At 61.7% G+C, this 24,192-nt stretch carries 24 protein-coding genes; 14 read left to right on the top strand and 10 right to left on the bottom strand.

Annotation, left to right across the window (positions count from 1 at the left end; translation table 11 throughout):
• Positions 1-23: 23 nt before the first annotated feature.
• The 6 genes from AC1DNE_RS28225 (at position 24) to AC1DNE_RS28200 (ending at position 3,951) form a co-directional block, all read left to right on the top strand.
• Complete coding sequence (locus tag AC1DNE_RS28225; RefSeq protein ID WP_476767069.1) at positions 24-293, top strand: hypothetical protein; 270 nt, start codon at positions 24-26, stop codon at positions 291-293.
• Between the two features lie 35 nt (positions 294-328).
• Positions 329-904 (top strand): hypothetical protein, encoded by a 576-nt coding sequence (locus AC1DNE_RS28220; protein ID WP_476811880.1) that lies wholly within the window; start codon positions 329-331, stop codon positions 902-904.
• Between the two features lie 61 nt (positions 905-965).
• Positions 966-1,454: a hypothetical protein gene (locus AC1DNE_RS28215; protein ID WP_476767067.1), complete on the top strand. Its 489-nt coding sequence runs from the start codon at positions 966-968 to the stop codon at positions 1,452-1,454.
• A gap of 16 nt (positions 1,455-1,470) precedes the next feature.
• Positions 1,471-2,253, top strand: coding sequence for a polyphosphate kinase 2 (ppk2, locus tag AC1DNE_RS28210; RefSeq protein WP_441473626.1), 783 nt, complete (start codon positions 1,471-1,473; stop codon positions 2,251-2,253).
• Between the two features lie 20 nt (positions 2,254-2,273).
• Positions 2,274-2,726, top strand: a complete 453-nt coding sequence (locus AC1DNE_RS28205; RefSeq protein ID WP_441473625.1) for a hypothetical protein — start codon at positions 2,274-2,276, stop codon at positions 2,724-2,726.
• Entirely contained in the window at positions 2,719-3,951 is a 1,233-nt protein-coding gene (locus tag AC1DNE_RS28200) for an HlyD family secretion protein (RefSeq protein ID WP_441473624.1), read from the top strand. Before AC1DNE_RS28205 ends, AC1DNE_RS28200 begins: the two co-directional genes overlap by 8 nt.
• Before the next feature lie 759 nt (positions 3,952-4,710).
• Here AC1DNE_RS28200 and AC1DNE_RS28195 read toward each other — a convergent pair.
• Positions 4,711-6,123, bottom strand: coding sequence for a mannose-1-phosphate guanylyltransferase/mannose-6-phosphate isomerase (locus AC1DNE_RS28195; RefSeq protein WP_441473623.1), 1,413 nt, complete (start codon positions 6,121-6,123; stop codon positions 4,711-4,713).
• 413 nt (positions 6,124-6,536) lie between these two features.
• Here AC1DNE_RS28195 and AC1DNE_RS28190 point away from each other — a divergent pair, with 413 nt between their 5' ends.
• From AC1DNE_RS28190 to AC1DNE_RS28160, 7 genes are all read left to right on the top strand, one after another.
• Entirely contained in the window at positions 6,537-6,911 is a 375-nt protein-coding gene (locus AC1DNE_RS28190; RefSeq protein WP_441473622.1) for a ParB N-terminal domain-containing protein, read from the top strand.
• A gap of 708 nt (positions 6,912-7,619) precedes the next feature.
• Complete coding sequence (locus AC1DNE_RS28185) at positions 7,620-8,486, top strand: ABC transporter permease (protein WP_476767066.1); 867 nt, start codon at positions 7,620-7,622, stop codon at positions 8,484-8,486.
• Between the two features lie 5 nt (positions 8,487-8,491).
• Positions 8,492-9,724: an ABC transporter ATP-binding protein gene (locus AC1DNE_RS28180; RefSeq protein ID WP_441473620.1), complete on the top strand. Its 1,233-nt coding sequence runs from the start codon at positions 8,492-8,494 to the stop codon at positions 9,722-9,724.
• A 44-nt stretch (positions 9,725-9,768) separates the two neighbouring features.
• Entirely contained in the window at positions 9,769-10,800 is a 1,032-nt protein-coding gene (locus tag AC1DNE_RS28175; RefSeq protein WP_441473619.1) for a glycosyltransferase family 10 domain-containing protein, read from the top strand.
• 1 nt (position 10,801) lies between these two features.
• On the top strand, positions 10,802-11,689 hold the full coding sequence (locus AC1DNE_RS28170; RefSeq protein ID WP_441473618.1) for an alpha-1,2-fucosyltransferase: 888 nt from the start codon (positions 10,802-10,804) through the stop codon (positions 11,687-11,689).
• 59 nt (positions 11,690-11,748) lie between these two features.
• On the top strand, positions 11,749-13,560 hold the full coding sequence (locus AC1DNE_RS28165) for a glycosyltransferase family 2 protein (RefSeq protein WP_441473617.1): 1,812 nt from the start codon (positions 11,749-11,751) through the stop codon (positions 13,558-13,560).
• Positions 13,561-13,599: 39 nt separating this feature from the next.
• Positions 13,600-14,562, top strand: coding sequence for a CatB-related O-acetyltransferase (locus AC1DNE_RS28160; protein ID WP_441473616.1), 963 nt, complete (start codon positions 13,600-13,602; stop codon positions 14,560-14,562).
• Here AC1DNE_RS28160 and AC1DNE_RS28155 read toward each other — a convergent pair.
• From AC1DNE_RS28155 to gmd, 5 genes are all read right to left on the bottom strand, one after another.
• Positions 14,497-15,636, bottom strand: coding sequence for a glycosyltransferase family 2 protein (locus AC1DNE_RS28155; protein ID WP_441473615.1), 1,140 nt, complete (start codon positions 15,634-15,636; stop codon positions 14,497-14,499). The genes AC1DNE_RS28160 and AC1DNE_RS28155 overlap by 66 nt on opposite strands.
• Positions 15,636-16,436 (bottom strand): class I SAM-dependent methyltransferase, encoded by an 801-nt coding sequence (locus tag AC1DNE_RS28150; RefSeq protein WP_476767064.1) that lies wholly within the window; start codon positions 16,434-16,436, stop codon positions 15,636-15,638. The genes AC1DNE_RS28155 and AC1DNE_RS28150 overlap by 1 nt, the downstream gene beginning before the upstream one ends.
• A 77-nt stretch (positions 16,437-16,513) precedes the next feature.
• Complete coding sequence (locus AC1DNE_RS28145; RefSeq protein WP_441473613.1) at positions 16,514-17,698, bottom strand: DegT/DnrJ/EryC1/StrS family aminotransferase; 1,185 nt, start codon at positions 17,696-17,698, stop codon at positions 16,514-16,516.
• 5 nt (positions 17,699-17,703) lie between these two features.
• Positions 17,704-18,645: an NAD-dependent epimerase/dehydratase family protein gene (locus AC1DNE_RS28140; RefSeq protein ID WP_476767062.1), complete on the bottom strand. Its 942-nt coding sequence runs from the start codon at positions 18,643-18,645 to the stop codon at positions 17,704-17,706.
• Entirely contained in the window at positions 18,642-19,715 is a 1,074-nt protein-coding gene (gmd, locus tag AC1DNE_RS28135) for a GDP-mannose 4,6-dehydratase (RefSeq protein WP_441473611.1), read from the bottom strand. Before gmd ends, AC1DNE_RS28140 begins: the two co-directional genes overlap by 4 nt.
• A gap of 489 nt (positions 19,716-20,204) precedes the next feature.
• Between gmd and AC1DNE_RS28130 the strand changes: the two genes are divergently transcribed.
• Positions 20,205-21,086, top strand: coding sequence for a rhamnan synthesis F family protein (locus AC1DNE_RS28130; protein WP_441473610.1), 882 nt, complete (start codon positions 20,205-20,207; stop codon positions 21,084-21,086).
• Here the strand turns inward: AC1DNE_RS28130 and rfbA are convergent.
• From rfbA to AC1DNE_RS28110, 4 genes are all read right to left on the bottom strand, one after another.
• Complete coding sequence (rfbA, locus tag AC1DNE_RS28125; protein WP_476841327.1) at positions 21,022-21,954, bottom strand: glucose-1-phosphate thymidylyltransferase RfbA; 933 nt, start codon at positions 21,952-21,954, stop codon at positions 21,022-21,024. The genes AC1DNE_RS28130 and rfbA overlap by 65 nt on opposite strands.
• A 3-nt stretch (positions 21,955-21,957) precedes the next feature.
• Positions 21,958-22,851 carry a dTDP-4-dehydrorhamnose reductase gene (gene rfbD, locus AC1DNE_RS28120; RefSeq protein ID WP_476841326.1) on the bottom strand — a complete coding sequence of 298 codons (894 nt, stop codon included), beginning with the start codon at positions 22,849-22,851 and terminating at the stop codon, positions 21,958-21,960.
• Positions 22,851-23,408 (bottom strand): dTDP-4-dehydrorhamnose 3,5-epimerase, encoded by a 558-nt coding sequence (gene rfbC / locus AC1DNE_RS28115; RefSeq protein WP_441470020.1) that lies wholly within the window; start codon positions 23,406-23,408, stop codon positions 22,851-22,853. Before rfbC ends, rfbD begins: the two co-directional genes overlap by 1 nt.
• 16 nt (positions 23,409-23,424) lie before the next feature.
• The coding region (locus AC1DNE_RS28110) for a dTDP-glucose 4,6-dehydratase (protein WP_476841325.1) at positions 23,425-24,192 on the bottom strand (768 nt) is incomplete at its 5' end.

The raw sequence follows: 24,192 nt of genomic DNA, 5'->3' as shown, positions 1-24,192 counted from the left end.
AGTTTCGCAGGGGGCGCGCTCCAATGGACCCGGGCGTTCTGGCTGCCATTCGGCTGCTGCCGAAGCATAAGAAGGCGATCGAGGCGCTGGTGCTGGGGAGTCAGAGCTTCCGGTCACTGTGCGCGGACCTCGCCGACGCAGAGCAGGCCCTCCGGCGTTGGGAGGCTTCCGACGCTCCCGCCAGGGCTGCGCGATGCATCGAATATCGGCATCTGATCGACGGCCTCGAGTCCGAGCTTCGGCAGTCGATAGGCGAGTGGCAGGTCCGGTCCGAAGGGGCGATCAAGGAATAACAAGCGGTGACTTCAACTCAGGGTGGAGAGTGACGATGTCAAAGCATGCATACTGGGCTCTGGCGATCTCGTTGGCCTTGGGCGCCGCCGCTTGCGCGCCCACGGTCACCAGCACGACCATCGTCGTGGCCGGTGTCGGGCCCGTGGAGATCGAGCGGATCAATGTCGAAGTCGCCGGAGTCGACCCGGCCGCGCGCATCGTCTCCGTACGGCAAGGTCGTTTCGTCTGGGACGTCGCAGTTCCGGAGGTGTTTGGCGACCTGCAGGGCATTCGCGTTGGCGACAGGCTGGAGATCCAGCGCGCCGAAGGGGTGATCCTAGGCGCCAGGCGCGCAAGGAAGGGGGCCCGGCCGGGCATCGTCTATACCGATACCGTCGGCGCGCCGTCCTTCAACAACCTGCCCGACAAATTCGTCACGCGGTCGCTGACGATCACCGCGCGTTTCGAGAGGTTCGATCCGGCCACGGGTGTCGTGGACTTCGTCGGGCCGGCCGGGCCGCGCAGCCTTACGGTGGCCGACCCCGGGATCAAGGACGATCTCCGGCGCATGCGGCGCGGCGACATGATCGACCTGACCTTCGCCGAGGCCGTCTACATCCAGAAATATTGAATTCGCCGGCTCGACCCCGCGTCGAGGACGCTGGTTGCGATCGTTGAAGGAGATGCGAACGATGTCGCCCGCAAGTCAAAGTCCGAACGCAGGCACGCTCGCCGACGAGAGCTTCATGTCGGCCGACGATCTTCGGTCCTACATGGCCGATCTCGAAATGGCGAGGGCGTCCAAGCTGGCGGGCGCCATGAGCAAGGCTGAGGAAGCGCAGAGCAAGCTTGCTGCCACTCTGCGCGAGGAAATTGCCGTCACCCCGGAGAAGATCGAGGAAATCAAGCAAAGTCTCGCGGCAAAGACCCGCGCGGCGGCCGGCCGGGGTGAGACCGAGGTCCTCGTCATGCGCTTCCCGAGCCAGCTCTGCACGGATCGGGGCAGGGCCATCAACAACGCTGAAGCCGACTGGCCGACCACGCTCACCGGCCGGCCGCGGCAAGCCTATGAATTCTGGAAGGAGCATCTCCAGCCGGCCAAGTACAAGCTTCGCGCCTTGATCATCGACTGGCCGAGCGGGCTGCCCGGCGACGTCGCGTTCTTCTTGAGCTGGTCCTAGGGGGAGGGCGCCGACGATGAAAGCCAAGGGTAGCGAGCCTCTGAAACGAAAGCCCTACGAGCGGAAGCTGCGCGATCTTCACGCGGAGCTGGTCAATCTCCAGGAATGGGCGAAGCATGCGGGCGCAAAGGTCTGCATCGTCTTCGAAGGGCGGGATGGCGCCGGCAAGGGCGGCGTCATCAAGGCGATCACGGAGCGCGTCAGTCCCCGGATCTTCCGGGTGGTGGCGCTGCCGCCGCCGACGGAGCGCGAGAAATCGCAAATGTATGTGCAGCGTTATCTGCCGCATCTTCCCGCGGCTGGCGAGATCGTGATCTTCGATCGTAGCTGGTACAATCGGGCCGGCGTCGAGCGGGTCATGGGCTTCTGCACCGAGGAGCAGGCCAAAGGGTTCCTGCAGGTCGTCCCGGGCGTCGAGAAGGCGATAGTCGATTCCGGCGCCATCCTTCTGAAATACTGGCTGGAAGTCGGCCAGGACGAACAGACGCGGCGGATGGAGGAGCGCATCAACGATCCGCGAAAGATCTGGAAGCTTTCTCCCATGGATCTGAAATCATACTCGCGCTGGTACGATTACTCGCGGGCCCGCGACGAGATGTTTCGCGCCAGCGATACGACTTGGGCGCCATGGTATGCGGTACGCTCCGACGACAAGCGCCAGGCCCGGCTCAACATCATCTCCCACATCCTCAGCTCCGTCCCTTACAAGGCGCCGTCACGGGAAAAGATCAAGTTGCCCAAACGGCAGAAGCCTGATGACTATGAGGAAGCCGATTTCGCACGGAATTGGATCGGCTGATTCGAGACTGGAGTGCGTTTATGGCAGCCGAACTTCACCCGCTCGCACCGCACTCCCTGCCGGCCTTCATCACTGCGCCGGGAGAGACAGACGTTCTCATGGTCGTATCGGCCGTGATCCTGTTTCTGGCGGTGCTGAGCGTCGGTTTGATCTTCCTTCGGCTGCACACCCTGCCGGAGCGCATGGCGCATAAATCCCAGAAGCTCCAGTTCGAGATCGTTGCGGTCCTCGGGCTGCTCGCGCTGTTCACCCATGTGCATTTGTTCTGGGTCGCCGGGCTACTGCTCGCTTTGATCGATATCCCCGATTTCTCGGGGCTGTTCGGCAGAATGGCACATGCGCTCGAACGCATTGCCGGGATAGCGCCGAGGCGGCCGACAAGAGCTGACGACGCGGCGGCAGCGGAGCCGGTGGCGGGATCTGGCGCGGGCGATCCCAACGCACTCCAGAAGGTGGAGGGCGGTCATGCTTGAGCTTCTGTTCTGCTCCATGCTGACGCTCCTGCCCGACTACCTTTACCGGCGGTACGGGCAGGGCAAGCGGCTCGGCAAGGAAATCACCTTCTATTCGGTGTGGTTTGAGCTGCGCTGGGGCATCATCTCCTGCCTCATGCTGACGATCGGCCTGATCACGGTGATCTTCTACAATCACCCGGCGACGACGAACGCGAACGTGATGTTCCGTACCGTCCCGATCATTTCGGAGGGCACCGGACGCGTCGCGCAGGTTTATCTCGGCTTCAGCGGTCCCGTCACAAAGGGTAGCCCGATCTTTCGCCTCGACAGCTCCAGGGAGGAGGCGGCGGTCGAAACGGCGCGGCGCAAGATCGCGGAAACGGAGGCCGCCATCGCTGTTGCCAAGGCCGAACTCCTCACCGACGAGAGCCGCATTCTCGAGGCCGCGAGCGCCCATAAGCAAGCCCTCGACGAATTGGAGACGAAGCAGGAGCTGCGGCGCCGCAACGACGATGTCGTCGCCCGGCGCGAGATCGAACGGCTCGAGAATCTGACGGCCGGGCGCGAGGCTGCTCTAGCGGCTGTCGTGGCTGCGAAGTCCACCGCGGAGATCCGCATTTCGACCTTGCTGCCGGCCGAGAAGGCCAGCGCGGAGGCCGCCCTCGCACAAGCGCAGGCCGATCTCGACAAGACCGTTGTGCGCGCCGGCGTGAACGGCCGCGTCGAGCAGTTCACGCTGCGCGTCGGCGACATCGTCACGCCCATCATGCGGCCGGCCGGTGTCCTGATCCCGGAGGAGGCGGGGCGGAATTATCTTCAGGCCGGCTTCTCGCAGGTCGAGGGACAGGTGATGAAGGTCGGCATGGTCGCCGAGGTAACTTGTATGTCGAAGCCCTGGGTGATCATCCCGATGGTGGTGACGGGCGTTCAGGACTTCATCGCCACAGGCCAGGTGCGGGCTGGGGATCAATTGGTCGACGTCCAGCAGGTTGCAAAGCCGGGGACACTGCTGGCCTACCTTGAGCCTCTCTATCCCGACGGGCTTGATGGAGTGACGCCGGGCAGCAGCTGCATCGCCAACGCCTATTCGAGCAACCACGACCTGATTGTATCGGGCAAGCTCTCGACCGGGCGAAAGTTCGTTCTCCATGCCGTCGACGCAGTGGCCCTGGTGCATGCCCTGCTGCTGCGGATCCAGGCGGTGGTGCTCCCGATCCAGGCGCTGGTCTTCAGCGGGCATTGAGCGCGAGCCGCACCTGCAACCAGGCGCTCCAAGCGTCGATCATGGGCCGCCCTGGTCCGGTTCATGGCTTGCCGGTGGAGAAGGTCGAACCTGTCCGCATCGGGGGAACGTTGCATTCGAACAGCGGTCCATCGCGCCGCTCGGGCAGCCCCGGCACCGGCCGTCTCACCGCCTTTGTGCTTCGGATCGCCGCTCGGCTGGCGGCATTCGATCAAGGCGCGCTCCGGCGTCTATCGTGGCAGAGGATGAACCGGCACGGAACTTGCCGCGACAGACGGACATTAGTCCGGGTGTTTCGACATGGATCAGAACGAGTTCCGATGCGAAACATGTGGCTCTCCGCATGTTTCAGCTCCGCGCGTTCTCAAGTCTGAGAGCGAAGTCCTCTGCGGCCGATGCGGCGCGTTCATCGCGACGTGGGCAAACTATTGCGGCGCGATCGCCCTGGCTCTGGCCAATGACAATCAGCGTGGGCCGCCCCCTGCCGACCCGCTCCGTCCTGCCGAATGACCGCTTTCAGTGCCCCGTTCGCAAGAGGGACGTATTCCCCAGCATAAGCGTCGGCGTTGGTAACTCGATCTCCAAAATCACGTCGGCCAGTGGTTTCGGTTGCGCATACAGGCCGTTTTGGCGCCGAGCCCGAACCCGACAGGCACTCCCATTTCGACCTGGGCGCGAGCACGCATCGGTGCTCTCCCTGCCCGGATCGTTGTGCGGCCCCGATCGAGTGGCCAGCTTCAATCCAATGCATGGCCGGCCCTAACTGCGCCGGTAGATATCTTCTATCCGAATAATGTCGTCCTCACCCAGATACGACCCGACCTGGACCTCGATCAGCTCGAGCGGAATCTTGCCAGGATTGGCCATTCGGTGGACGCAGCCGATCGGCAGATAGATTGATTCGGTCTCGTGCACGACGATGGTCTCGTGGTTGCGCGTCACCTCGGCGGTGCCGCGCACGACGACCCAGTGTTCGGCACGGTGATAGTGCTTCTGCAGGGAAAGAACGCCGCCCGGCTTCACGGTGATGCGCTTCACCTGATAGCGGGAGCCGATGTCGACCGAGAGATATTTGCCCCAAGGGCGCTGAATCTCGCGATGGGCTCCGGCTTCCGACTCGCCCCTGGCGGCGATGAGCGCGACCATCTCCTTGACCTTGTCGGCCTTGGCCTTCGGCGCCACGAGCACGGCGTCGCGCGTCGAGATCACCGCGACATCGTCGAGGCCGATCACCGCCACGAGCGCATCTTCGGACCGGACAAGATTGTTCGAGCCGTCGAGCACATAGCCACGGCCCTCGATGACGTTGCCGCTGGCGTCCTTCTCCGCAAGGTCCCAGACCGCCGACCAGCCGCCGACATCCGACCAGCCGAAATTGCCGGCGACGACAGCCGCCTTCTTCGTCCGCTCCATCACGGCGTAATCGATCGAGATCGTCCTGGCCTGCCCGAAGGCCTCGGCATCGAGCAGCAGGAAGTCCAGATCGGGCTTGGCCTTGGCGACAGCCGCGATCACGGGCTCAAGGACCTGCGGCTCGAAGGCCTCCAACTCGCCGCGCATCGTCGCGGCGTCGAATATAAAGTTGCCGGAGTTCCAGAGATAGCCGTCCAGCAGGTATCGCGCGGCGCGCTGCGCGTCAGGCTTTTCGACGAAGGCCGCGACCTGTCGGGCGCCGCCGGCAATCTCCTCGCCGGGATGGATATAGCCGTAGCCGGTCGCAGGATGGCTCGGCGGGATGCCGATCGTCACGATCCGGCCCTGTGCCGCAACGGCGCCGGCCTTGCGGCAGGTCTCGACGAAAAGCGCGCCATCCTGAACGATATGGTCGGCGGCAAAGACGCCGACCACGGCCTGCTCGTCGCGCGCCAAAGCCAGTTCGGTCGCCACAGCCACTGCAGCAGCGGAGTCACGGCGCATCGGCTCCAGCACGATCTGCGCGGACAACCCGACGGCCTGCAACTGTTCGAGAACAGTGAAGCGGTAGGCCTCGTTGGTGATCACGATCGGCTCGGCGAAGACGGCCTGATCGGACAGCAGCTGCATCGCCCGCTGAAAGGTCGATCCCTGCCCCAGCAGCGGGATGAACTGCTTCGGCATCGTGTCCCGCGAGACTGGCCAAAGACGCGTTCCCGCACCGCCACACATCACGACCGGGATTATCTTCAAGACCATCTGTGGCGCACTCCTCGTTATAGATCGTCTATGGCGTCGGCCAAAATGGCACAAGCTTCTCGATGTCCGAGCCGATGCTGCGCGGGGTGAAAATCAACCTCGGCGGTGGGGCGCCATCTCCCTGCTAGCCAGGAAACATCAGGGAATTCCGTGATGAAAAGTGCCTCGTTGACCTTCCAGAATTCGGAAAACGCGAAGATCTTCAAGACACGCCGGGCGATGAAGACCCCTGAATCAGCAGGAATTTCAACTGATCGCAAGCAGGGAACTGCTTTTGAGGTAGCTGGGAACAACCGGTGGTGGGAAGGGAGACACCCGCGCGCGCGGACGCGTCAGCGTCGCACCGGCGTTGGTGACAACCCGCCTTTGACCGGGCGATAGCGCAACTAGCGCTGCGGATCGTCGAACGTGAGTTGTCCGAGCTGTCGCCGCGCAACGCACATACGCATGCGCTTAAACAGATCCACCTGATCGCGGAGAGCATCGAGGCGTTTGGTTTCGTGGCGCCCATCATGGTCGACAAGGCCGGCGAGATCGTCGCCGGTCACGATCGGTACGAGGCGGCCGGGCTGCTGGGTATCAGCAAAGTGCCTGTCGTTTGCCCGGGCCATCTCGGGCCGACTGGACAGGTGCACATTGCAGGCGAAGGTGGATCCGGCCGATGCGCTGCCGGAGCTGGCGGCCACTGCTGTCAGCCGTCGTGGCGATCTGTGGCTGCTCGGCGAACACCGTATCCTGTGCGGGGACGCCCGCAACCGGGCGGCTTACGTCGTCGTGATGCGCGGTGAGCAGGTCCAGATGGTGTTCACTGGGGATTGCATCTCGCGTTCTTCGTTTCATTGGTTAGGCAGTTACGCGATCCATCTGGTTCGGGCAGGGATGATAGCTACAGTCGCGAAATTGCTGGCGCCGCTAGCGCTCCGCGGCCGCTCAGGCTCACGCTAACTGCTTCTTCCGCCGTAGCTGTTCGGATTGTGCTGCATATCGCTTTCGAGCGACCGATAATGCGCTGGCGCAAACAGCTCGGGCTGGGAATGCAGCCGCTTCGACGCTTGTTGTTTCCCCACTAAGTCTCCTATTTGATGGCTTTCCACCACGCGTTCGCGTTTGCATCAACGCTCAAAAGTCTTCCGGCTCGGAGCGCATCAAACGGCCCTCTTTGAGACGAGCCCTCAGTCGCTCTACCCCAGCTCGGACGGCAGTGGTCGTGGCTCGGTCATGGATTATCCGGTCTATTACCCTTCCAGAGTGCCGAGCAAGCTTGGCAGATCCCGTGGGATGCTGGAGCCGAGTATTTGAGCCGTGTGCTTTGAGTGCGGGATCCTGTACAAGGCGAGAGAGCCGCCTCATCGCGTGAAGTGTTATTGTCGGTGATGCCAGTGCGATCAGCGCAACAGGCGGGGCGGGGCTGCGTCTCCATGCGGGCTAGAAACGCGCGCGGATTTGCACTACCAGCTTCATCGCGAACGTGCGAAATTTCACAGGATGATCGGTTAATGGCGTATCTTATTGCCGAACAGGGCAAATCGGCGCCCGATGGCAATCAAGCAGTGATCGAGATTACGGCCGACGCGCAGAATCCGAACTATTGGCGCGACGTTTGGCAACACCGTGAACTTTTTCAATTGCTGGTATGGCGCGATCTCGTCGTTCGATACAAGCAGACGCTTATTGGTTTCAGCTGGTCCGTCATTCGCCCGCTGACGATGATGATTGTGTTCACGATCGTCTTCGGCGGGTTCGCGAAGCTGCCGTCCAATGACTCACCCTACGCACTCCTCGTTTTCACGGGCCTCCTCCCCTGGATGTTTTTCGCGACGACCTTTTCCGAGGCGGGCAATAGCGTCATTGCGAACACGCCGATCGTATCAAAAGTTTATTTTCCTAAGATTATATTGCCAGTCAGTTGCATATTTGTTGGTGTTGTTGATTTCGTAATATCTTTCTTTATCTATTTTTTGCTGGCGATCTATTTTAGGCATCCTCCTGGAATTAATGTTTTATTCTTGCCAGTCTGTATATTGTTGTTGTGTTTGTTCGTCATGGCCTGCGGCACCTGGGTCGCGGCGCTTAATGTCCGTTACCGCGATTTCAGGTATCTTCTGCCGGTCGTTCTGCAGCTGGGCGCCTACATGTCCCCTGTCGGTTACGCCAGCAGCGTTGTGCCCGGCAAGTGGGGTATGGTCTTCGCGCTCAACCCGATGGTCGGCATCATCGATGGGTTTCGCTGGTCGTTGTTGGACGCCGGAACACCGTTTCCGACATTCAGCTTCAGCGTAGCGGTCGTCTTTACCGTAGTTTGCCTGATTCCGGGCGTGCGGTTCTTCATGAAATCGGAAAGTCGTTTCTGCGACGACCTATAAAAACGATGAAAAAAGCCATTATTGCCGAAGGCCTATCGAAGCGTTTCCGGATCGGCCGAGCCAGCGACTCCGAGAGTGGGAGCTTGCGCGACACGGTCGGTCGCATGCTCCATTCGTTGCGCCCTTCAGGCGAGGACGACGAGAGTACCGATTTTTGGGCCCTGCGGGATATCAGCTTCGAGGTCGAGCCCGGCGAACGCATGGCGGTCATTGGCCGAAACGGTTCCGGGAAATCGACGCTGCTAAAGGTGCTGTCGCGCGTCATGGCGCCGACCAGCGGCAAGGTCAGTGTGCGTGGGCGGCTCAGCAGCTTGCTCGAGGTCGGCACCGGGTTTCATCCGGAGTTGACCGGGCGGGAGAATATCTTTCTTAGCGGCGCCGTTCTCGGCATGAAGCAGGCCGAGGTGAAGCGACGGTTCGATGAGATCGTCGATTTCTCCGAAATCGCCAAGTTTCTGGATACGCCCGTCAAGCGCTATTCGAGCGGCATGTATGTCCGTCTCGCTTTCGGCGTCGCCGCGCATCTGGAGCCGGATATTCTCATCCTCGACGAGGTCATGGCGGTGGGCGACTCGGGCTTCCAGGCCAAGTCTCAGAAGAAGCTTGACGCCTTGGCCCATGAAGGGCGGACGGTCCTGTTCGTTAGCCATTCCATGGCTGCGGTGCGGGGCGTGTGCGATACTGCCCTTCTGCTCGAGGCCGGCAGGGCCGGCCCGAAGCAGGCCGTCGAAAGCGCCGTCCGGAAATACCTGAACAGTACCATAACGAGACGGACGGCGTCCTTGCCGATCATCACGGACGATATCATTCTCGTCGATATGAACGTCCGTCAGGATACGCGGAACCTGATGGATTTCGTCGGGGAAGAGCAGATTGCGGTTTCGATCGAAGTCGAGATTCTGACGCCGATCGACGACCTTCGGCTCGGATTCTATGTCAAGACCATCGACGGTCATGTGATCGCACGGGCGCTTTTCGACGACTGGGATGCTGAAAAGTCGCGGTTCCCGATCGGGCATTTTGTCCTGGAGGGCGTCATCCCCGCTAACCTTCTTGTTCACGGCGAATATATTTTTGAGGTACACGCCAGCCGTTTCGGGATCTGCGATTATTTCGGCGAGGCGGGGCAACTCTCGTTCCGAGTCGCGGAAGCCAAGGACTACAACGTCCAACACAAGGGCGAGCAGCCCTTCGGCTATGTCCATATCGATCCCCAGTGGCAGATGCAGCGCATATGACACGGTTGGTCCGGCTAGATACTTGTGCGCCGCGGTGGCCTTGGTTGCGCCAGACACCAGGGCGCTCGGGCCGTTGGGGAAGCTTTCGGTTCAGTGTCGACGAGGCGCTCAAGCATTGCGAGGCGTGGGCCGTCTTCGAGTCGCTCGAGACGCGAGCCGATGTTTTCTGTCCGCCGGATCGCACAGTGTTCATCACCGGAGAGCCAAGTGACATTGGCCGGTATCATCCTGAGTTTCTCGCTCAGTTCGGCTATGTCATCAGTGGCCGCAACGATCTGTCTCACCCCCGCCAGATCTACCTTCAGCCCGCTCATCCCTGGTTTGTGGAGCGCGATCTCGACGAACTGCTGGTGATGCCCCCGCCAGCCAAAAGCCGGGACATCTGCGTCCTGATATCCGACAAAGCCTTTACCGAAGGGCACAGGCGGCGACTCGATTTCCTCGAACGTTTGCGGCAAGTGCATCCTGCGATCGATATCTTCGGGCGAGGAATTCGACCTTTTGAAAGCAAGTGGGACACCCTGTTGCCCTACCGATATACGCTCGTTCTGGAAAACAGCGACGAGCGGGATTTCGTTACCGAGAAGATGCCCGATGCGTGGCTAGCCTTTTGTCATCCGATTTACTCCGGCAGCGTCAATGCGGAGAGATATGCGTCGCCCGACGCGTTCACGCGCATCGATATCGCAGAGCCGGAAGCGGCGATCGCTCGGATTGGTAGCTTGCTCGCAGACGAGACCGGCTACGGTACTTGCCTTCCGGCCGTGGTGGCGGCGCGGCAGGACTATCTGACACGCTGGCAGTTCTTCGGAAACCTGGCGGGCGCACTGGAGATCATCGTCGGATTGAGCCGGAAGCCGCCCGAGATGATCACGATACGGCCCAATAGCGAGTTCCTCGCCGAAGAGGCCGCGCGCAGCCAAGCGGTTGCCCCCGCTCCGGAGGCGAGCTTGCCCGAATCTGCGACTGACAGGCCATCGACGGCTGAAGCCGAAGGTCCTCGGGCTGATCCGCGAGGTGGTCTCCTGTCTGCGTTACGTGACGCCTTGTCGTCGATCGGCGGAAAGCAACGATAGCATGATAACGACCCGCATCATCGGCGGCCTCGGAAACCAGATGTTCCAGTATGCAGCTGGTCGCGCGCTGGCATTGAGGAACCGTGACAGCCTAGCAATCGATCGCCAAGCATTCGCCGACTACAATGTGCATGCCTATGCGCTGGATTTTTTCGTTTTGGAAGTCCCCGATGCGCCGGCCGGCCTGGCAGTGCCCCTCGGAGCGGACAGCCGCTGGACCCGCTTGCTTCCTTGGCGCCGTCCTGTCCGGCACGTCGTGGAGAAAGGGCTGCGCTTCGATCCAGCGGTGGCTTCGCAATCTGGCAATGTCTATCTTGATGGATATTGGCAGAGCGAGCGGTACTTTGCCGACTTCGCGGATGCATTGAGAAGGGATTTTCAGTTTCGCCATGCTCCGTCTCCGGCGAATGCGGAGTTCGTGAAGCGGGCGGCGGCGGACAACACCGTTTCGATCCATATCCGGCGCGGGGACTACGTAAGCAACCCGAACGCGCTCGCGGTGCACGGCACCTGCTCTCCGGCCTATTACGAGAAGGCGATCGCAACGCTGATGGAGGAGTGCGGCTCCGACATGGTCGGTTTCGTCTTTTCGGACGATCACGCGTGGACGCGCGAGAACATCCGCCTGCCGATCGAGATGGTGCATGTCGAGGGCAATGCCGCCGACAAGGCCTACGAAGACATGCGGATCATGGCCGCATGTCGGCACCATGTGATCGCCAACAGCACGTTCAGCTGGTGGGGCGCCTGGCTCGACCCGCGCCCGGACGCGAGGGTGATTGCACCCGCTCGGTGGTTCGCCGATCCCGGAATGGACGCCACCGACCTCATTCCAGCGCGCTGGAACAGGCTGCAGGTCGAGCTTGGCCACAGCGCCGTAACGTGCTGATGTTGGATCTCGTCAGGTATTGATCGCACATGGACTCTCATCCGCAGGCTTCCCCGCTCGTGTCTGTGCTCGTGCCGGTACACAACGCGGAGCGCTATCTTGAGCAGACTTTGATATCGGTGCTCGCTCAGACCTTCGCCGACTTCGAGCTTCTGGTGGTGGACGACCTGTCTACTGACGAATCTCCCACGATCCTGCGCCGTTTCGCGGCGACGGATTCGCGCGTCAGGGTGCTGCGGCGCAGTGGAGGCGCTCCTGGACTGTCGCATGCGCTCAATCTCGGCCTCGGCGAGGCGCGCGGCACGCTGATAGCGCGCCTGGATGCGGACGATATCGCATTGCCGCACCGGCTCGCGCGGCAGGTCGAGTGGCTGTCTGCTCATCCTGATCACGCGATTCTCGGCTCGTTCATCGAGATGATGGATCAAGAGGGCAATCCAACCGGCTTGCATCGCGAACCTCTCGGCGCTGCAGCGGTCGCCCTGCATTCCATGGTCGGGACGCCTTTCGCCCACCCGGCGGTGATGATGCGCCGGGACTTTCTGGACGCTCACCAGCTTCGCTATCATGAAATGCCTGCGCAGGATTACGACCTGTGGGCCAGGATGCTCAATTGCGGCGCGAAAGGAGATAACATTCCCGAGGCGCTGGTGCGTTATCGCGTTCATCCGAGTTCGGACAGCAATGTTCGCGCGGCTGCCCATGAACGCGTCGCACGCTCGACCGCACTGCGTCAGCTCGCACACTATACGGCTGGAACACAAAAGCTGGGGCCGTGGCTGGAGCCGCGCTTTCAACAGGTCGCGCACGCCGTCATCACGGGAAATGCCCTGCCCGCAAGGCCAGGGGATGGCATGGAGGTCCAGAAGCTCGAGGATTTGCTGGCGGTGGCGGAGCCGCGGCTCGGAGTGTCGGGCACCGAGATCGCCGACCTTCGTGGTCGGATCGCAGAATATGGAAAAGTCTTCCGGAGCGGCAGCCAGGGTCTCGACAGGGCTCTGAACAAGGCCGTCTCGTCGTTGCGCCCGCTGATGCGCCGCGAAGGCAACGCACGATCGATCCCGGCAGATGCCGGGGCGGCGCCGGCGAACGAGGCTGCCGCCTTCGTCAGGTCGGTGCCGGTCTTCATCAATACCCGCGATCGGGTGGCTTGCCTGCGGCGCCTCGTGGAGTGGCTGGAGCGCGCCGGCCACGAGAACATCACGATCATCGACAACGCCTCGACCTATCCGCCGCTCCTGGCCTATCTGGAGGCCACCAGGCATCGTGTCATCCGCTCTCCCCATAATCTCGGGCACACTTCGCTCTGGAAGCTTCCCGAACTTCACCCCGTGATCATGTCGGAGTGGTTCGTCTATACCGACCCGGACGTGATTCCCTCCGAGGAGGTGCCGCTCGACGCCGTTTTCCGATTCAGGCGGCTCATGCAGTCCTATCCGCATATCCTCAAGGCGGGCTTCGGACTGCGCATCGACGACCTGCCTGATCACTACCATCTCAAGAACCGCGTCGTATCCTGGGAAAGCGGCCTGTACGGCCGCCAGGTCGAGCCCGATGTGTTCGAGGCTGACATCGACACCACCTTCGCGCTCTACCGGCCGGGCGTGCCCTATTGCTACGGGCCCGCCCTGCGAACGATGGGGCGTTATCAGGCGCGCCATCTACCCTGGTACACCAACAGCGCCGTCGTCGACGAGGAGGAGGCCTATTACCGGGCGCATGCGCTTTCCGCCGTTACAACCTGGAACGTGGAAGGCGACGCGAAGGAATTGCCGGCGCCAGGCGCCGGCGGAGTCGCTGCTCGCGAGACTTTCGCCGGACATGTCCGCCAAGCGCTCAAGCGACGCATCAAGAGCCTGATCGCGAAGTAAGGGAATGGGAGCGAGGCGCTGATTACTAAGCTGAAAATCGTGGTCAAGAAAAAGATTGAGAGAAAGCTTGCCGGTATTCTGTCAAGGCTGATGAGCCGTGAATTTGTAGTGAAGACTATCGACGATAGTATCTTTTCCGAATTGGTAGAGCGTCATTTTTTCGAGCGTGGCGATCATTCTGCTGTCCTCTCGCGAGTGAAGGCGGAGATGATAATGGGGGAATTTGCCGCGAAGGTCGTCAGGGAGGGGCTTACCGGAGACCTATTGCGGGAGAAGATGGAGAATAACTACAACAAAGAAATGGTCGATTTGCTGAGATTTGGATTCAGGACGGTTGAATTTGGGATAAGAGATTCCATCGGCGATCTTTATTTGGAAATGTTGAATTCAAAGATAACGTCGATGCCTTTGGGTCGTTCGATAATCTCATCTGAGTTTGAAAGTAAAATTTTCGAAGGAAAACATGTCGAGGCCATGAAAAACTCTATCATCTCCGATGAGAGTTTTGTGGGCGATTATAGCTATATCGGGTATAATTGCCTGATATCGAATGCGACTGTGGGGCGCTACTGCTCGATAGCAAACAACGTATCCATCGGCCCCGGCGAGCATGCGCTGGGCGCTGTCTCGACGAATTCTATCTTCATGAATGACGTGTATCGTGAGTTGACGGCTGCACCTTGCACTGTCGGGCACGACGTCTGGATCGGCGCAAATTCGGTTATTCGCCGCGGTGTAAAGATCGGGAACGGCGCCGTTGTCGGCGCAAATTCCTTTGTCAATGCGGATGTTCCGGATTTCGCGATTGTGGTCGGAGCGCCCGCGCGACTGATCAAGTTTCGCTTCGACGCCGAAACGCAGGACATCATCCGCCGGTCGAAATGGTGGGAACAGGATTTCGATCAGGCGAAAGAGGTGATCGCGGAGATCGGAAAATCAATCCGGATGCCCTCCGAGGTTCCGCTTGAAGTTGCGCCAGGTATCTCTGAAGCCGGGGGGTAAGGAGAAATAGACGCGCGAGGCGGTCCTAATCGCGGTATTTCGCGTCATCCGCAACACATGGCGGCCATAGCGGATCGAAGCGAAAAGGCTTCGGCTTGCCCTGTGTGGCAATATGTTTCTGGCGGCATCGACAAGGGCCGAACTGACGGGGCGGAGGCGCGGTGTCCGGTAGAGTTCCTTGAAATAGCTCTGCATTGCTACGGATACGCGCCCGAAACGAGCGAGGTCGTCTGCAGAGCGGATCTTGTACTTCCTCAGCAGCCTGATCCAGATTTCCTGAGCGTCGGGCGTGGTGTTGAGACGATCGAGGCACTTTTCAAACAGCATCAGCGCCTCGCCGATATCGACGGCGGCATCGTCGCGCACCAGTTCCGTCACCTGGTGGGCGGCGCTGGTCGGTGTTGTGATGAGCGGGTCCGGCGTGTAGGCGAAGATGGCGCAGACCCGCAAGGCGCGAATGTAGTAATCGAGGTCGACCAGCCATTTCATGCGCGTATCGTACGCGATGCCGAGCGACCGCCTCACGATCGTCGCGGAGGGCGCGCCGATCACGTTGCCCATGAACAGCTGCTCCGGGAACAGCGCGAGCGAGCGCGCCTGAGCGTCGGTTATGTGATGGTGGCGCTTGGAGCCGTCCCCGACGTGCTCTACGGTCGTGCCCGAAAACGCGAAGAGCGCCTGCGGATTCTCATCCAGAAGCGCGACGAACCGCCCCAGCGCGTCGGGGTGGGAGAAGTGATCGTCGTGATGCAGGATCTTGAGGTATTCGCCCTGTGCGTGAGCCAGGGCGGCATTCCAGTTGCGTGGTGAACCGAGCGCTTCGCTATTCCGCACGTACCGAAGCCGCCCGCCGAAGTCGAACTCGCCGATCAGCCTTTCGACCTCGTCGTTCGGAGAGTCGTCGGAAACGATTATCTCGTAGCCTTGGAAGTGCTGCTCGGCGATCGAAGCAAGCGTGGCCCTCAGGAATTCAACCTGCTTGTACGCTGGAATACAAATGGAAACTTTGGTCATTGTCTCGGCTTTGCCAGAAATGCGCGAGGCGTCGAAACGATCGTCGCCCCGGCGCACCATCAACGTCCCAGAAGCTTCCCGAGGAGGCTCGGGCGAGGAAAAGGCCGCCCGTCGCCCTCGGGAATAATAGCGGCGTCGGGAATCTGGGCCATGATATCGGCTTCGCTGGCGCCGTATTCCTCATACTGCGGAGCAACGTCGCTGCGAGCCGACACCATGAAGAGATGCTGGTAGGTCCGTGCCTCCTGGTCTGCGGCTAGTCGCCGGAGAACCGACTCTTCGGCGGCGATCGTCTTCCGGTCGAATTCTACGTTGAAGAAGCTGCGCTGCAGCCGCACGACCTTCTCGACCCCCCAGCCGAGGTCCGAGAAGAGCTGGAGCAGCGTCTTCAGTGTCAGGAAGCGCAGATGCGTCTTCTCCAGCAGGCCGGAATCGACGTAATCGAAATAGCCGTTCAGCAGCGAAAGCCGCACCGCGCCGAAGGAGACGTTGGGCACTGACAGCAGCACGCGCGTTCCGCGCTGGACGAGTGGAGCGATGCCGCTCAGGAAGTCGAACGGATTCGGCACGTGCTCGATCACGTCCGCGAGGATGAGAAAGTCGTAGTCGCCCAAAGTGCCGTCAGCGATGAGTTCGGCGATGCCGCTCTCGTAGACTTGCCGGTAGTGCTCACGTGCGAGATTTGCGGCGAATCCGTTGGGCTCGACCCCATCTATGGCGGCCGTCCGGCCCGCGCGCTTCAGCACTCGGCCCAGGTTACCGTTGCCGCAGCCGACGTCGAGGACGCTCGCTTCAGGTGGGATGATCTTCGCGATGCGCGCAAGAGGCTGCGCCGGATCCGCGAGAATGCCGCCGATCACCTCGTCGGGAACGACGTAATTCGCTGTGGGCCGCTCGAAGAGCGCGCAACTGCGGGGGGCTTTGTCCGGGGCGGTCGTCATGCTGCGTGCCTCAGCGCGAAATCGCGGACCAGATCGGCGATGGCCTCGATCTTGTCCCCTGTTTCATAGTGGTGGTTGCCGATGAAAAAGCCGTTGGCGTCGATCTCCTCGGCGACCGGCAGCGGGCCGGCGATCGTGTGGTCGAGATGTGCGAGCACGGGATTGGCCGTGAAGTTCCCCGCGACGATGGGGCGGCACTCCACGCCTTCCTGCTGGAGCCTCTGCACCAGCTCGCCACGCTTGCCGGCGAGCTTTCCCTCCAGGATGATGGCGAATCCGAACCAGGAGCTTTCGCCCGTCTCCTGCTGGATGCGGACGCCCGGCAGGTTGCCAAAAGCGTTTGTGAAACGCGCGGCATTGGCGCGCCGCTCCGCGACGAAACCCGGAAGCTTACGCAATTGGGTCTGGCCCAGCGCGCCCTCCATTTCGAGTGGGCGCAGGTTGTAGCCAGGCAGAACGAACCGGAACAGGCGTTTGAATTCATCCGTGTCGCCGGCGAGATGGCTGTCCTGCGGCTGTTCTCGCATCCATCCGTGAGCGCGTATGCTGAGCATGGTATGGTAAAGTTTGCGGTCGTCCGTGACGACGACCCCCCCTTCCATTGTGCAGATATGATGGGAGAAAAAGGTTGAGAACGTCCCGAATAAGCCCAGAGTGCCCGCCTGTCGCTTGTCGAAGAGGGCCCCCATCGATTCGCAGTTGTCTTCGAACAGAAGGAGCGAGTGTCGTTCCGCGATCTCCCGGAGCCTGGCGAAGTCGCAGGCATTGCCCAGGAGGTTGACGGCGAAAATGGCCTTGGTGCGCGGTGTGATCGCAGCTTCGACGAGATCGGGGTCGAGGTTCAGCGTCCTGCGATCGACGTCGACAAATCGAAGCGACAGGCGGCACTGGTGCACTGGATAGTAGGTCGTGCTCCAGGAGACGGCGGGCACGATGACTTCGTCGCCGGGCTGCAACCCGAGGTCCGGATGATAGAACGCGGCCGCGAGGCCCAGGAGGTTGGCGGACGAGCCCGAATTGACCATCACGGCATATTTGCTGCCGAAGAACGTGGCGAACTGCTCCTCGAAGGTCCGCACTTCCTGGCCCATGGTAAAGCGGCCGCTGTCGATGACGCGTTGCAGTGCTGCGCGCTCTTCGTCGTCCCAGGTCGTCGATGCGAGGGGAAAGGAAACGCTCATATCTGTCATACCTTCCTTGAGACCTGCCCGTCTTGGCGTAGCATGCCCAGATAGGCCTTCCGCATGCCCTCGCTCAGGGCTGTTGTGGCCTGCCAGCCGAGGCTGTTAGACATGCCCACGTCCATGAGCTTCCGGCGCATGCCGGCCGGCAGCGCGGTGTTGTGTGCGAAGCTGCCTGCGTAGCCCACCACATCGGCGGCAATCCGGTAGTAGTCGTTGACACTATGGTCGTGGCCGATACCGACGTTGATCATCTGGGGCAATTCCCCGAGACGCGGCAGCCAATCAATCACGAAGCGCGCGAGATCGTCGACGAACATGAACTCCCGCCGCGCCGTCCCGTCGCCCCATATCTCTACCGACGGCAGCGCCTCGTCCCTTGCCGTCGTGATCTTGCGCAGGGCCGATGCGATGAGGTGCCCCTTTTCCAGGTCAAAATGGTCATCCGGGCCATACAGGTTGCACGGAATGATGGTCCGGTAGTTCAGTCCGAACTCGCTTGAAATGGCGCTGCAATGGCGCGCGCTGAGGATCTTCGCCAAGGCATAGCCTTCATTGGTCGGCTCCAGCGGAGCCGTGAGGATGTCTGTCTCCTCAAGCTTCTTGTCCAGATCCTTGGGGTACATGCACGAGCTTCCGACGAACAGAAGATTTGCGATGCCCTGAGAGCGCGCCGCCTCGATGACGAGCGTGTTGATGAGCGCGTTTTCGGCGAGGAACGCCGTCGGGTAGGTTATGTTCGCCTTGATCCCGCCAACACGGGCTGCCGCGTGGATGACAGCGTCATATCTGTGGGCGCCGAACCAGTCCGCTACAGCCGCTTGGCTGCCGAAGTCAATCTCGTTGCGCGAGGGCGCCTCCAACTCCCAATCAAGCTGCAGCTCTGCGGCGACACGCCTGATGGCCTTTCCGACGAGGCCATTGCCTCCCGTGAGCAGGACCTTCACGGCATGTCGCCAAGCTGCTTCGCCTTCCGAGCCTGGGCGAGGTCGGCCAGCGTCATTTCCTCCACGAGTTGCTCGAAGCTTGTCGTCGGCTTCCAGCCGAGCCGCTGACGGGCCTTCGATGCGTCGCCGATGAGAAGATCGACCTCCGTCGGCCTGAAGTAATGCTCATCGACACGCACGACCGTCTTCCCGGTCTTGGTATCGACGCCGACTTCGTCAACGCCTTCGCCGCGCCACGCGATCGTAAACCCGGCATGGGCAAAGGATTTCTCGACGAACTCCCGCACCGATTTCGTTTCCCCGGTCGCCAGCACGTAATCGTCGGGTTCGTCCTGCTGCAGAATGCGCCACATGCCCTCGACGTAATCCCGGGCATGGCCCCAGTCGCGCTTTGCATCAAGGTTGCCCAAGAACAACGTTTCCTGCTGGCCGAGCGCGATCGCGGCGACTGCTCGCGTGATCTTGCGAGTCACAAACGTTTCGCCTCGGATGGGGCTCTCGTGATTGAACAGGATCCCGTTCGAGGCATGCATTCCATAAGCCTCGCGATAATTGACCGTGATCCAGTAGGCATAGAGCTTCGCAGCGGCATAAGGGGACCGGGGATAAAAAGGGGTACTCTCGCGCTGCGGGATCTCCTGGACCTTTCCATACAGCTCGGATGTAGATGCTTGATAAAAGCGGCATCGCCGCTCGATGCCGAGTATTCGGATGGCTTCCAGGATACGCAGCGGCCCGATAGCGTCCGCATTGGCCGTATACTCGGGCGTATCGAAGCTGACATGGACGTGACTTTGAGCTGCGAGATTATAAATCTCGTCAGGTTTGCATTGTTGAATTATTCTAATGATATTAGTTGAATCTGTCATGTCTCCGTAATGGAGATAAAAATTGCTGTCCGTCTCGTGAGGGTCGCGAAAAATATGATCGATACGGGCAGTATTAAAGAGCGATGCGCGCCGCTTTATGCCGTGAACAGTGTAGCCCTTTGCAAGGAGCAGTTCAGCAAGATAGGCGCCATCCTGTCCCGTTATTCCCGTAATCAACGCTACTCTATTCGAGCTGCTCATTTTACATACCTCATGCGACCGTGCGGCAGTCCGTGCAGTCTCGTTCGTCACAGGCGAAATCTGCCTTCTATAGTCACGAGGCATTTAATTCATGCGGCGTAGGATGGCCAGCCCGAACAGACTGCGCTCAACGAATACCTTGAAAGAGACTTCGTGCATTCCGCCGCGAGTGGGTTCGATCAGTTAGCTCGGCGCGTGAGCCAGGGTACGGCCTCAGCTTGGGTCGTTGAAACGCCCTATATGAGAGGGCGCCGAACCATCTTCACTTGAGTTGGCGACACGGGGCAGGCGAGCGCCTCGTCTGCAAATTGCCAGGCCCGAGTTGATTTTGTGATGAGAATCGGCGGATCAATGATGGCCATCATGTACCGCGTGATACGTAGGGTCTGAACGCGGTAAATGCCTTGGAATTCTCCAAAAACATGCTTATTGAGCACGCATGCACGCCCTTCGACGAAGTTGCGCCTTATTCGGAATGAGGCTCGTGTTATGGCCTTGCCCGCGCGCTTGACCGCGATCGGCCGTCTCGGGTTTCGCTCTCGCGCCTATGCCCGCCACGTCTATCAGAAGATTGCAGCGCTCACGATCGGCGCGGCTTTCGTGTCGCCGGCTGGGCGACGCCTACGACGATTGGCGGCGCGTTTCAGAACGCCCACGCCCCAGCCAGATGTGAGAGCGGCGCTCGTCGCGCATCTGTTCTATCTCGACCTTTTGCCCGAGGTTCTCGATTGTCGCGCGATGCTCCCCAATGGCGCGAAACTGCACCTCACTGTTCCAACCGACCGAGTCGAGCAGGTGCGGCGGCTGGTATGGGACATTCCCGACGTGATCATCCACCCGTGCGAAAATCGGGGCCGCGACATCGCTCCTTTCATTGCGCTGCTCAATGCCGGGGTGTTTGACGCCTACGATGCTGTCCTGAAGCTTCACACCAAGCGCAGCCCGCACCTGCTGGACGGTGAGATCCGGCGTAAGCTCCTTTTCACGATGCTGGCGGGAGAGCGTAACGCGACGTGGAGGACGCTTGTCACGTTCGAAAAGCCCGACACGGGCATCGTCGGTTGGAGGGACTGCTATCGTGAAGCACCACCATACTGGATGGGCAACGAGGCGCGCGTCAGGATGATCACGGCACAAATGTGTGCGCCAAAGGAAGCGGTTCGTCTGGGTTTCTTCGAGGGGTCGATGTTCTGGTTCCGCCCGGCCGCGCTCGCACGCCTGCGGCAGCTCCGGCTGTCGATCGAGGACTTCGAGCCCGAGGAGCGGCAGCTCGACGGCACCCTCCATCATGCGATCGAACGCTGCTTTACAATTGCCGCACGGGCCGACGATTTCCTTGTCCGCGACCTAGACGGGCGTGTCCTTGAATAAGGGCCCTACCCAGGAAGCGCAGGGACGCAGGCCCACGCCTCACTTCTGGGGGGAACCGTCGGCCAAACGTTAGCTGGGCGTTCGAGATCCATCCCTGGCGATAGGCGATCTCTTCGGGGCAGGCGATGCGCAGGCCTTGCCTGGCTTCGAGGGTGCGGACGAACTCGCCGGCCTCGAGCATGCTGTCGGGGGTGCCGGTGTCGAGCCAGGCGAAGCCGCGGCCCATGCATTCGACCGAAAGCTCKCCGCGTTCGAGATAGATGCGGTTGACGTCGGTGATCTCGAGCTCGCCGCGCGGYGAGGGCTTCAGGGTCTTCACGATCTCGACGACCTCGGCATCGTAGAAATACARCCCCGTCACGGCCCAGTTCGATTTCGGAASCTGCGGCTTCTCCTCGATCGAGATCGCCTTGCCGGTCGCGTCGAACGCGACCACGCCGTAGCGCTCGGGATCGCGCACATGATAGGCGAACACGCTCGCGCCCCTGGTTCGGGCCGCTGCCGAGGCCATCATCTCCGGCAGCGAGTGGCCGTAGTAGAGATTGTCGCCGAGGATCAGCACSGAGGGYTCGCCYGCGACGAARTCGGCGCCGATCAGATAGGCCTGCGCGAGGCCGCCGGGATGGGGYTGCTCGGCATAGGAGAGGCTCATGCCCCAGTCCGAGCCATCGCCGAGCAGGCGCCGGAAGTTCGGCAGGTCGTGCGGGGTCGAGATGATCAGCACCTCGCGGATGCCGGCGAGCATCAGCGTCGAGAGCGGATAATAGATCATCGGCTTGTCGTAGACCGGCAGAAGCTGCTTCGACATCGCCAGCGTCATCGGATGCAGCCGCGTGCCGGAGCCGCCGGCGAGGATGAKGCCCTTCATCGTCTATTCCTGATCTGCGAGGAGCCGTTTGACGCAGGCCGAAAGCGAGTCCTGCCATTGCGGCAGGCTGACGCCATGCGTCGCTGCCAGTTTCGTCGAGTCGAGCCGCGAATTCGCCGGCCGGCGCGCCGGCGTCGGATAATCCGTGGTGGCGATGCGCTTCACCGCGACCGGCTTGCCGCCAAGGCGCGCCTGTTCGGCGAAGATCGCCTCGGCAACATCGGCCCAGACGGCCTCGCCCCGGGCTGCCATATGGAAGATGCCGCGCAGGGAAGCCTCGCCCGGCCGCTCGGCGAGATTGCGCGCCACAGTGAAGATCGCGTCGGCAATGTCGAGCGCGCTGGTTGGACAGCCCTGCTGATCGGCGACGACGCCGACCTCGTCGCGCGTCTCGGCCAGGCGCAGCATGGTCTTGACGAAATTCTTGCCAAAGGGGCTGTAGATCCAGGCGGTGCGCAGGACGGCATGGTTCGCCGTCGCCGCCGCGACGGCCTGCTCGCCGGCGAGCTTGCTCGCGCCATAGGCCGAGATCGGACCGGTCGCATCGTCCTCGCGATAGGGCCGGCCGAGCGTCCCGTCGAAGACGTAGTCGGTCGAGAGCTGGATGACGGGGATGCCGAGGGCGGCGGCCACGCGCGCCGCTTCGCCGGCCGCCTGGCCGTTGACGCGCATGGCGAGGTCGGGCTCGCTCTCGGCCTGATCCACAGCCGTGTAGGCCGCGGCATTGACGATGACGTCGGGCCTGGCCCCACGAAGAGCCGGCGCGATCGTCCGGTGATCGGCGAGATCGAGCTCCGGGCGGCGGATCGCGACGACCTCGGCACCCACCGGCACGCGTTCCAGCATGGCGCGGACAACCTGGCCGGTCCAACCGGTGACGGCGATGCGCAGGCCCATCAGTCGAAATAACCCAGCATCTCGGCCAGGCGCGGATGCTTGCGGTCCTTGTCGGAGAGGGTCAGCGAGGCCAGCGGCAGACCCCAGTCGATGCCCAGCGCCGGGTCGTCGAAGGCGAGCCCGTGGTCGTTCTCCGGGGCGTAGGGCGCCGTGACCTTGTAGAGCACCTCGGTGTCCGGCTCGAGCGTGACGAAACCATGCGCGAAACCCACCGGAACCAGGAGCTGCCTCCAGTTCTCGGCGGAGAGCTCGACCGCAACATGCCTGCCGAAGCTCGGGGACGACGCCCGGATGTCGACGGCGACGTCGAGGATGCGTCCGCGCGTCACCCGCACCAGCTTGTCCTGCGCGAAGGGCGGGGACTGGAAATGCAGCCCGCGCAGCGTGCCGACCGCTGCCGAGAGCGACTGGTTGTCCTGGACGAAATCGAGATCGAGCCCGGCCTCGGCAAAGGCCTTGCGGCTCCAGGTCTCGGAGAAGAAGCCGCGGTGGTCGCCGAACTTCTTCGGCGAGATGATCTTGACGGCAGGGATCGCCGTTTCCTCGACGCTCAGCATCGCTTCCGTCTCCCGCTCAGGCCGCGCCGAGGCGTTCGCCGCGATAGCTGCCGGAGCGGATATCGCCCCACCAGCCGGGATTGGCGAGATACCACTCGACCGTGCGGCGCAGGCCCGTCTCGAAGGTCTGCTTCGGCGTCCAGCCGAGCTCGCGGCCGATCTTGCCGGCATCGATCGCGTAGCGGGCGTCATGGCCCGGCCGGTCTGTGACATAGGAGATCAGGCGCTCGTGCGGTCCCGCCGGATCGGGCCTGAGCTCGTCGAGGATGGTGCAGATCGCCTTCACCACCTCGAGGTTCGTCTTCTCGTTGTGACCGCCGATATTGTAGCTCTCGCCGAGCTTCCCCGCCGTGGCCACGGTGAGCAGGGCGTCGGCGTGATCGTCGACATAGAGCCAGTCGCGCACATTGAGGCCGTTGCCGTAGACCGGCAGCTTCTTGCCCTCGAGCGCGTTGATGATCATCAGCGGGATCAGCTTCTCGGGGAAGTGATAGGGCCCGTAATTGTTCGAGCAGTTGGTCATCACCACCGGCAGGGCGTAGGTGTGGTGCCAGGCCCGCACGAGATGGTYCGAGGCCGCCTTGGAGGCCGAATAGGGCGAGTTCGGCTGATAGGCGGTATCCTCGCGGAAGAAGCCTTCCGCGCCCAGCGAGCCGAAGACCTCGTCGGTCGAGATGTGGTGGAAGCGGAAGCCTTGCTTTCGAGCCTCCGGCAGCGCCCGGTAATGCCGCAGCGCCTCCTGCAGCAGCGTGAAAGTGCCGACGACATTCGTCTCGATGAAGGC

Source organism: Allobosea sp. 05L423 (assembly GCF_056397745.1).
This window is presented reverse-complemented; position numbering and strand designations above follow the sequence as displayed.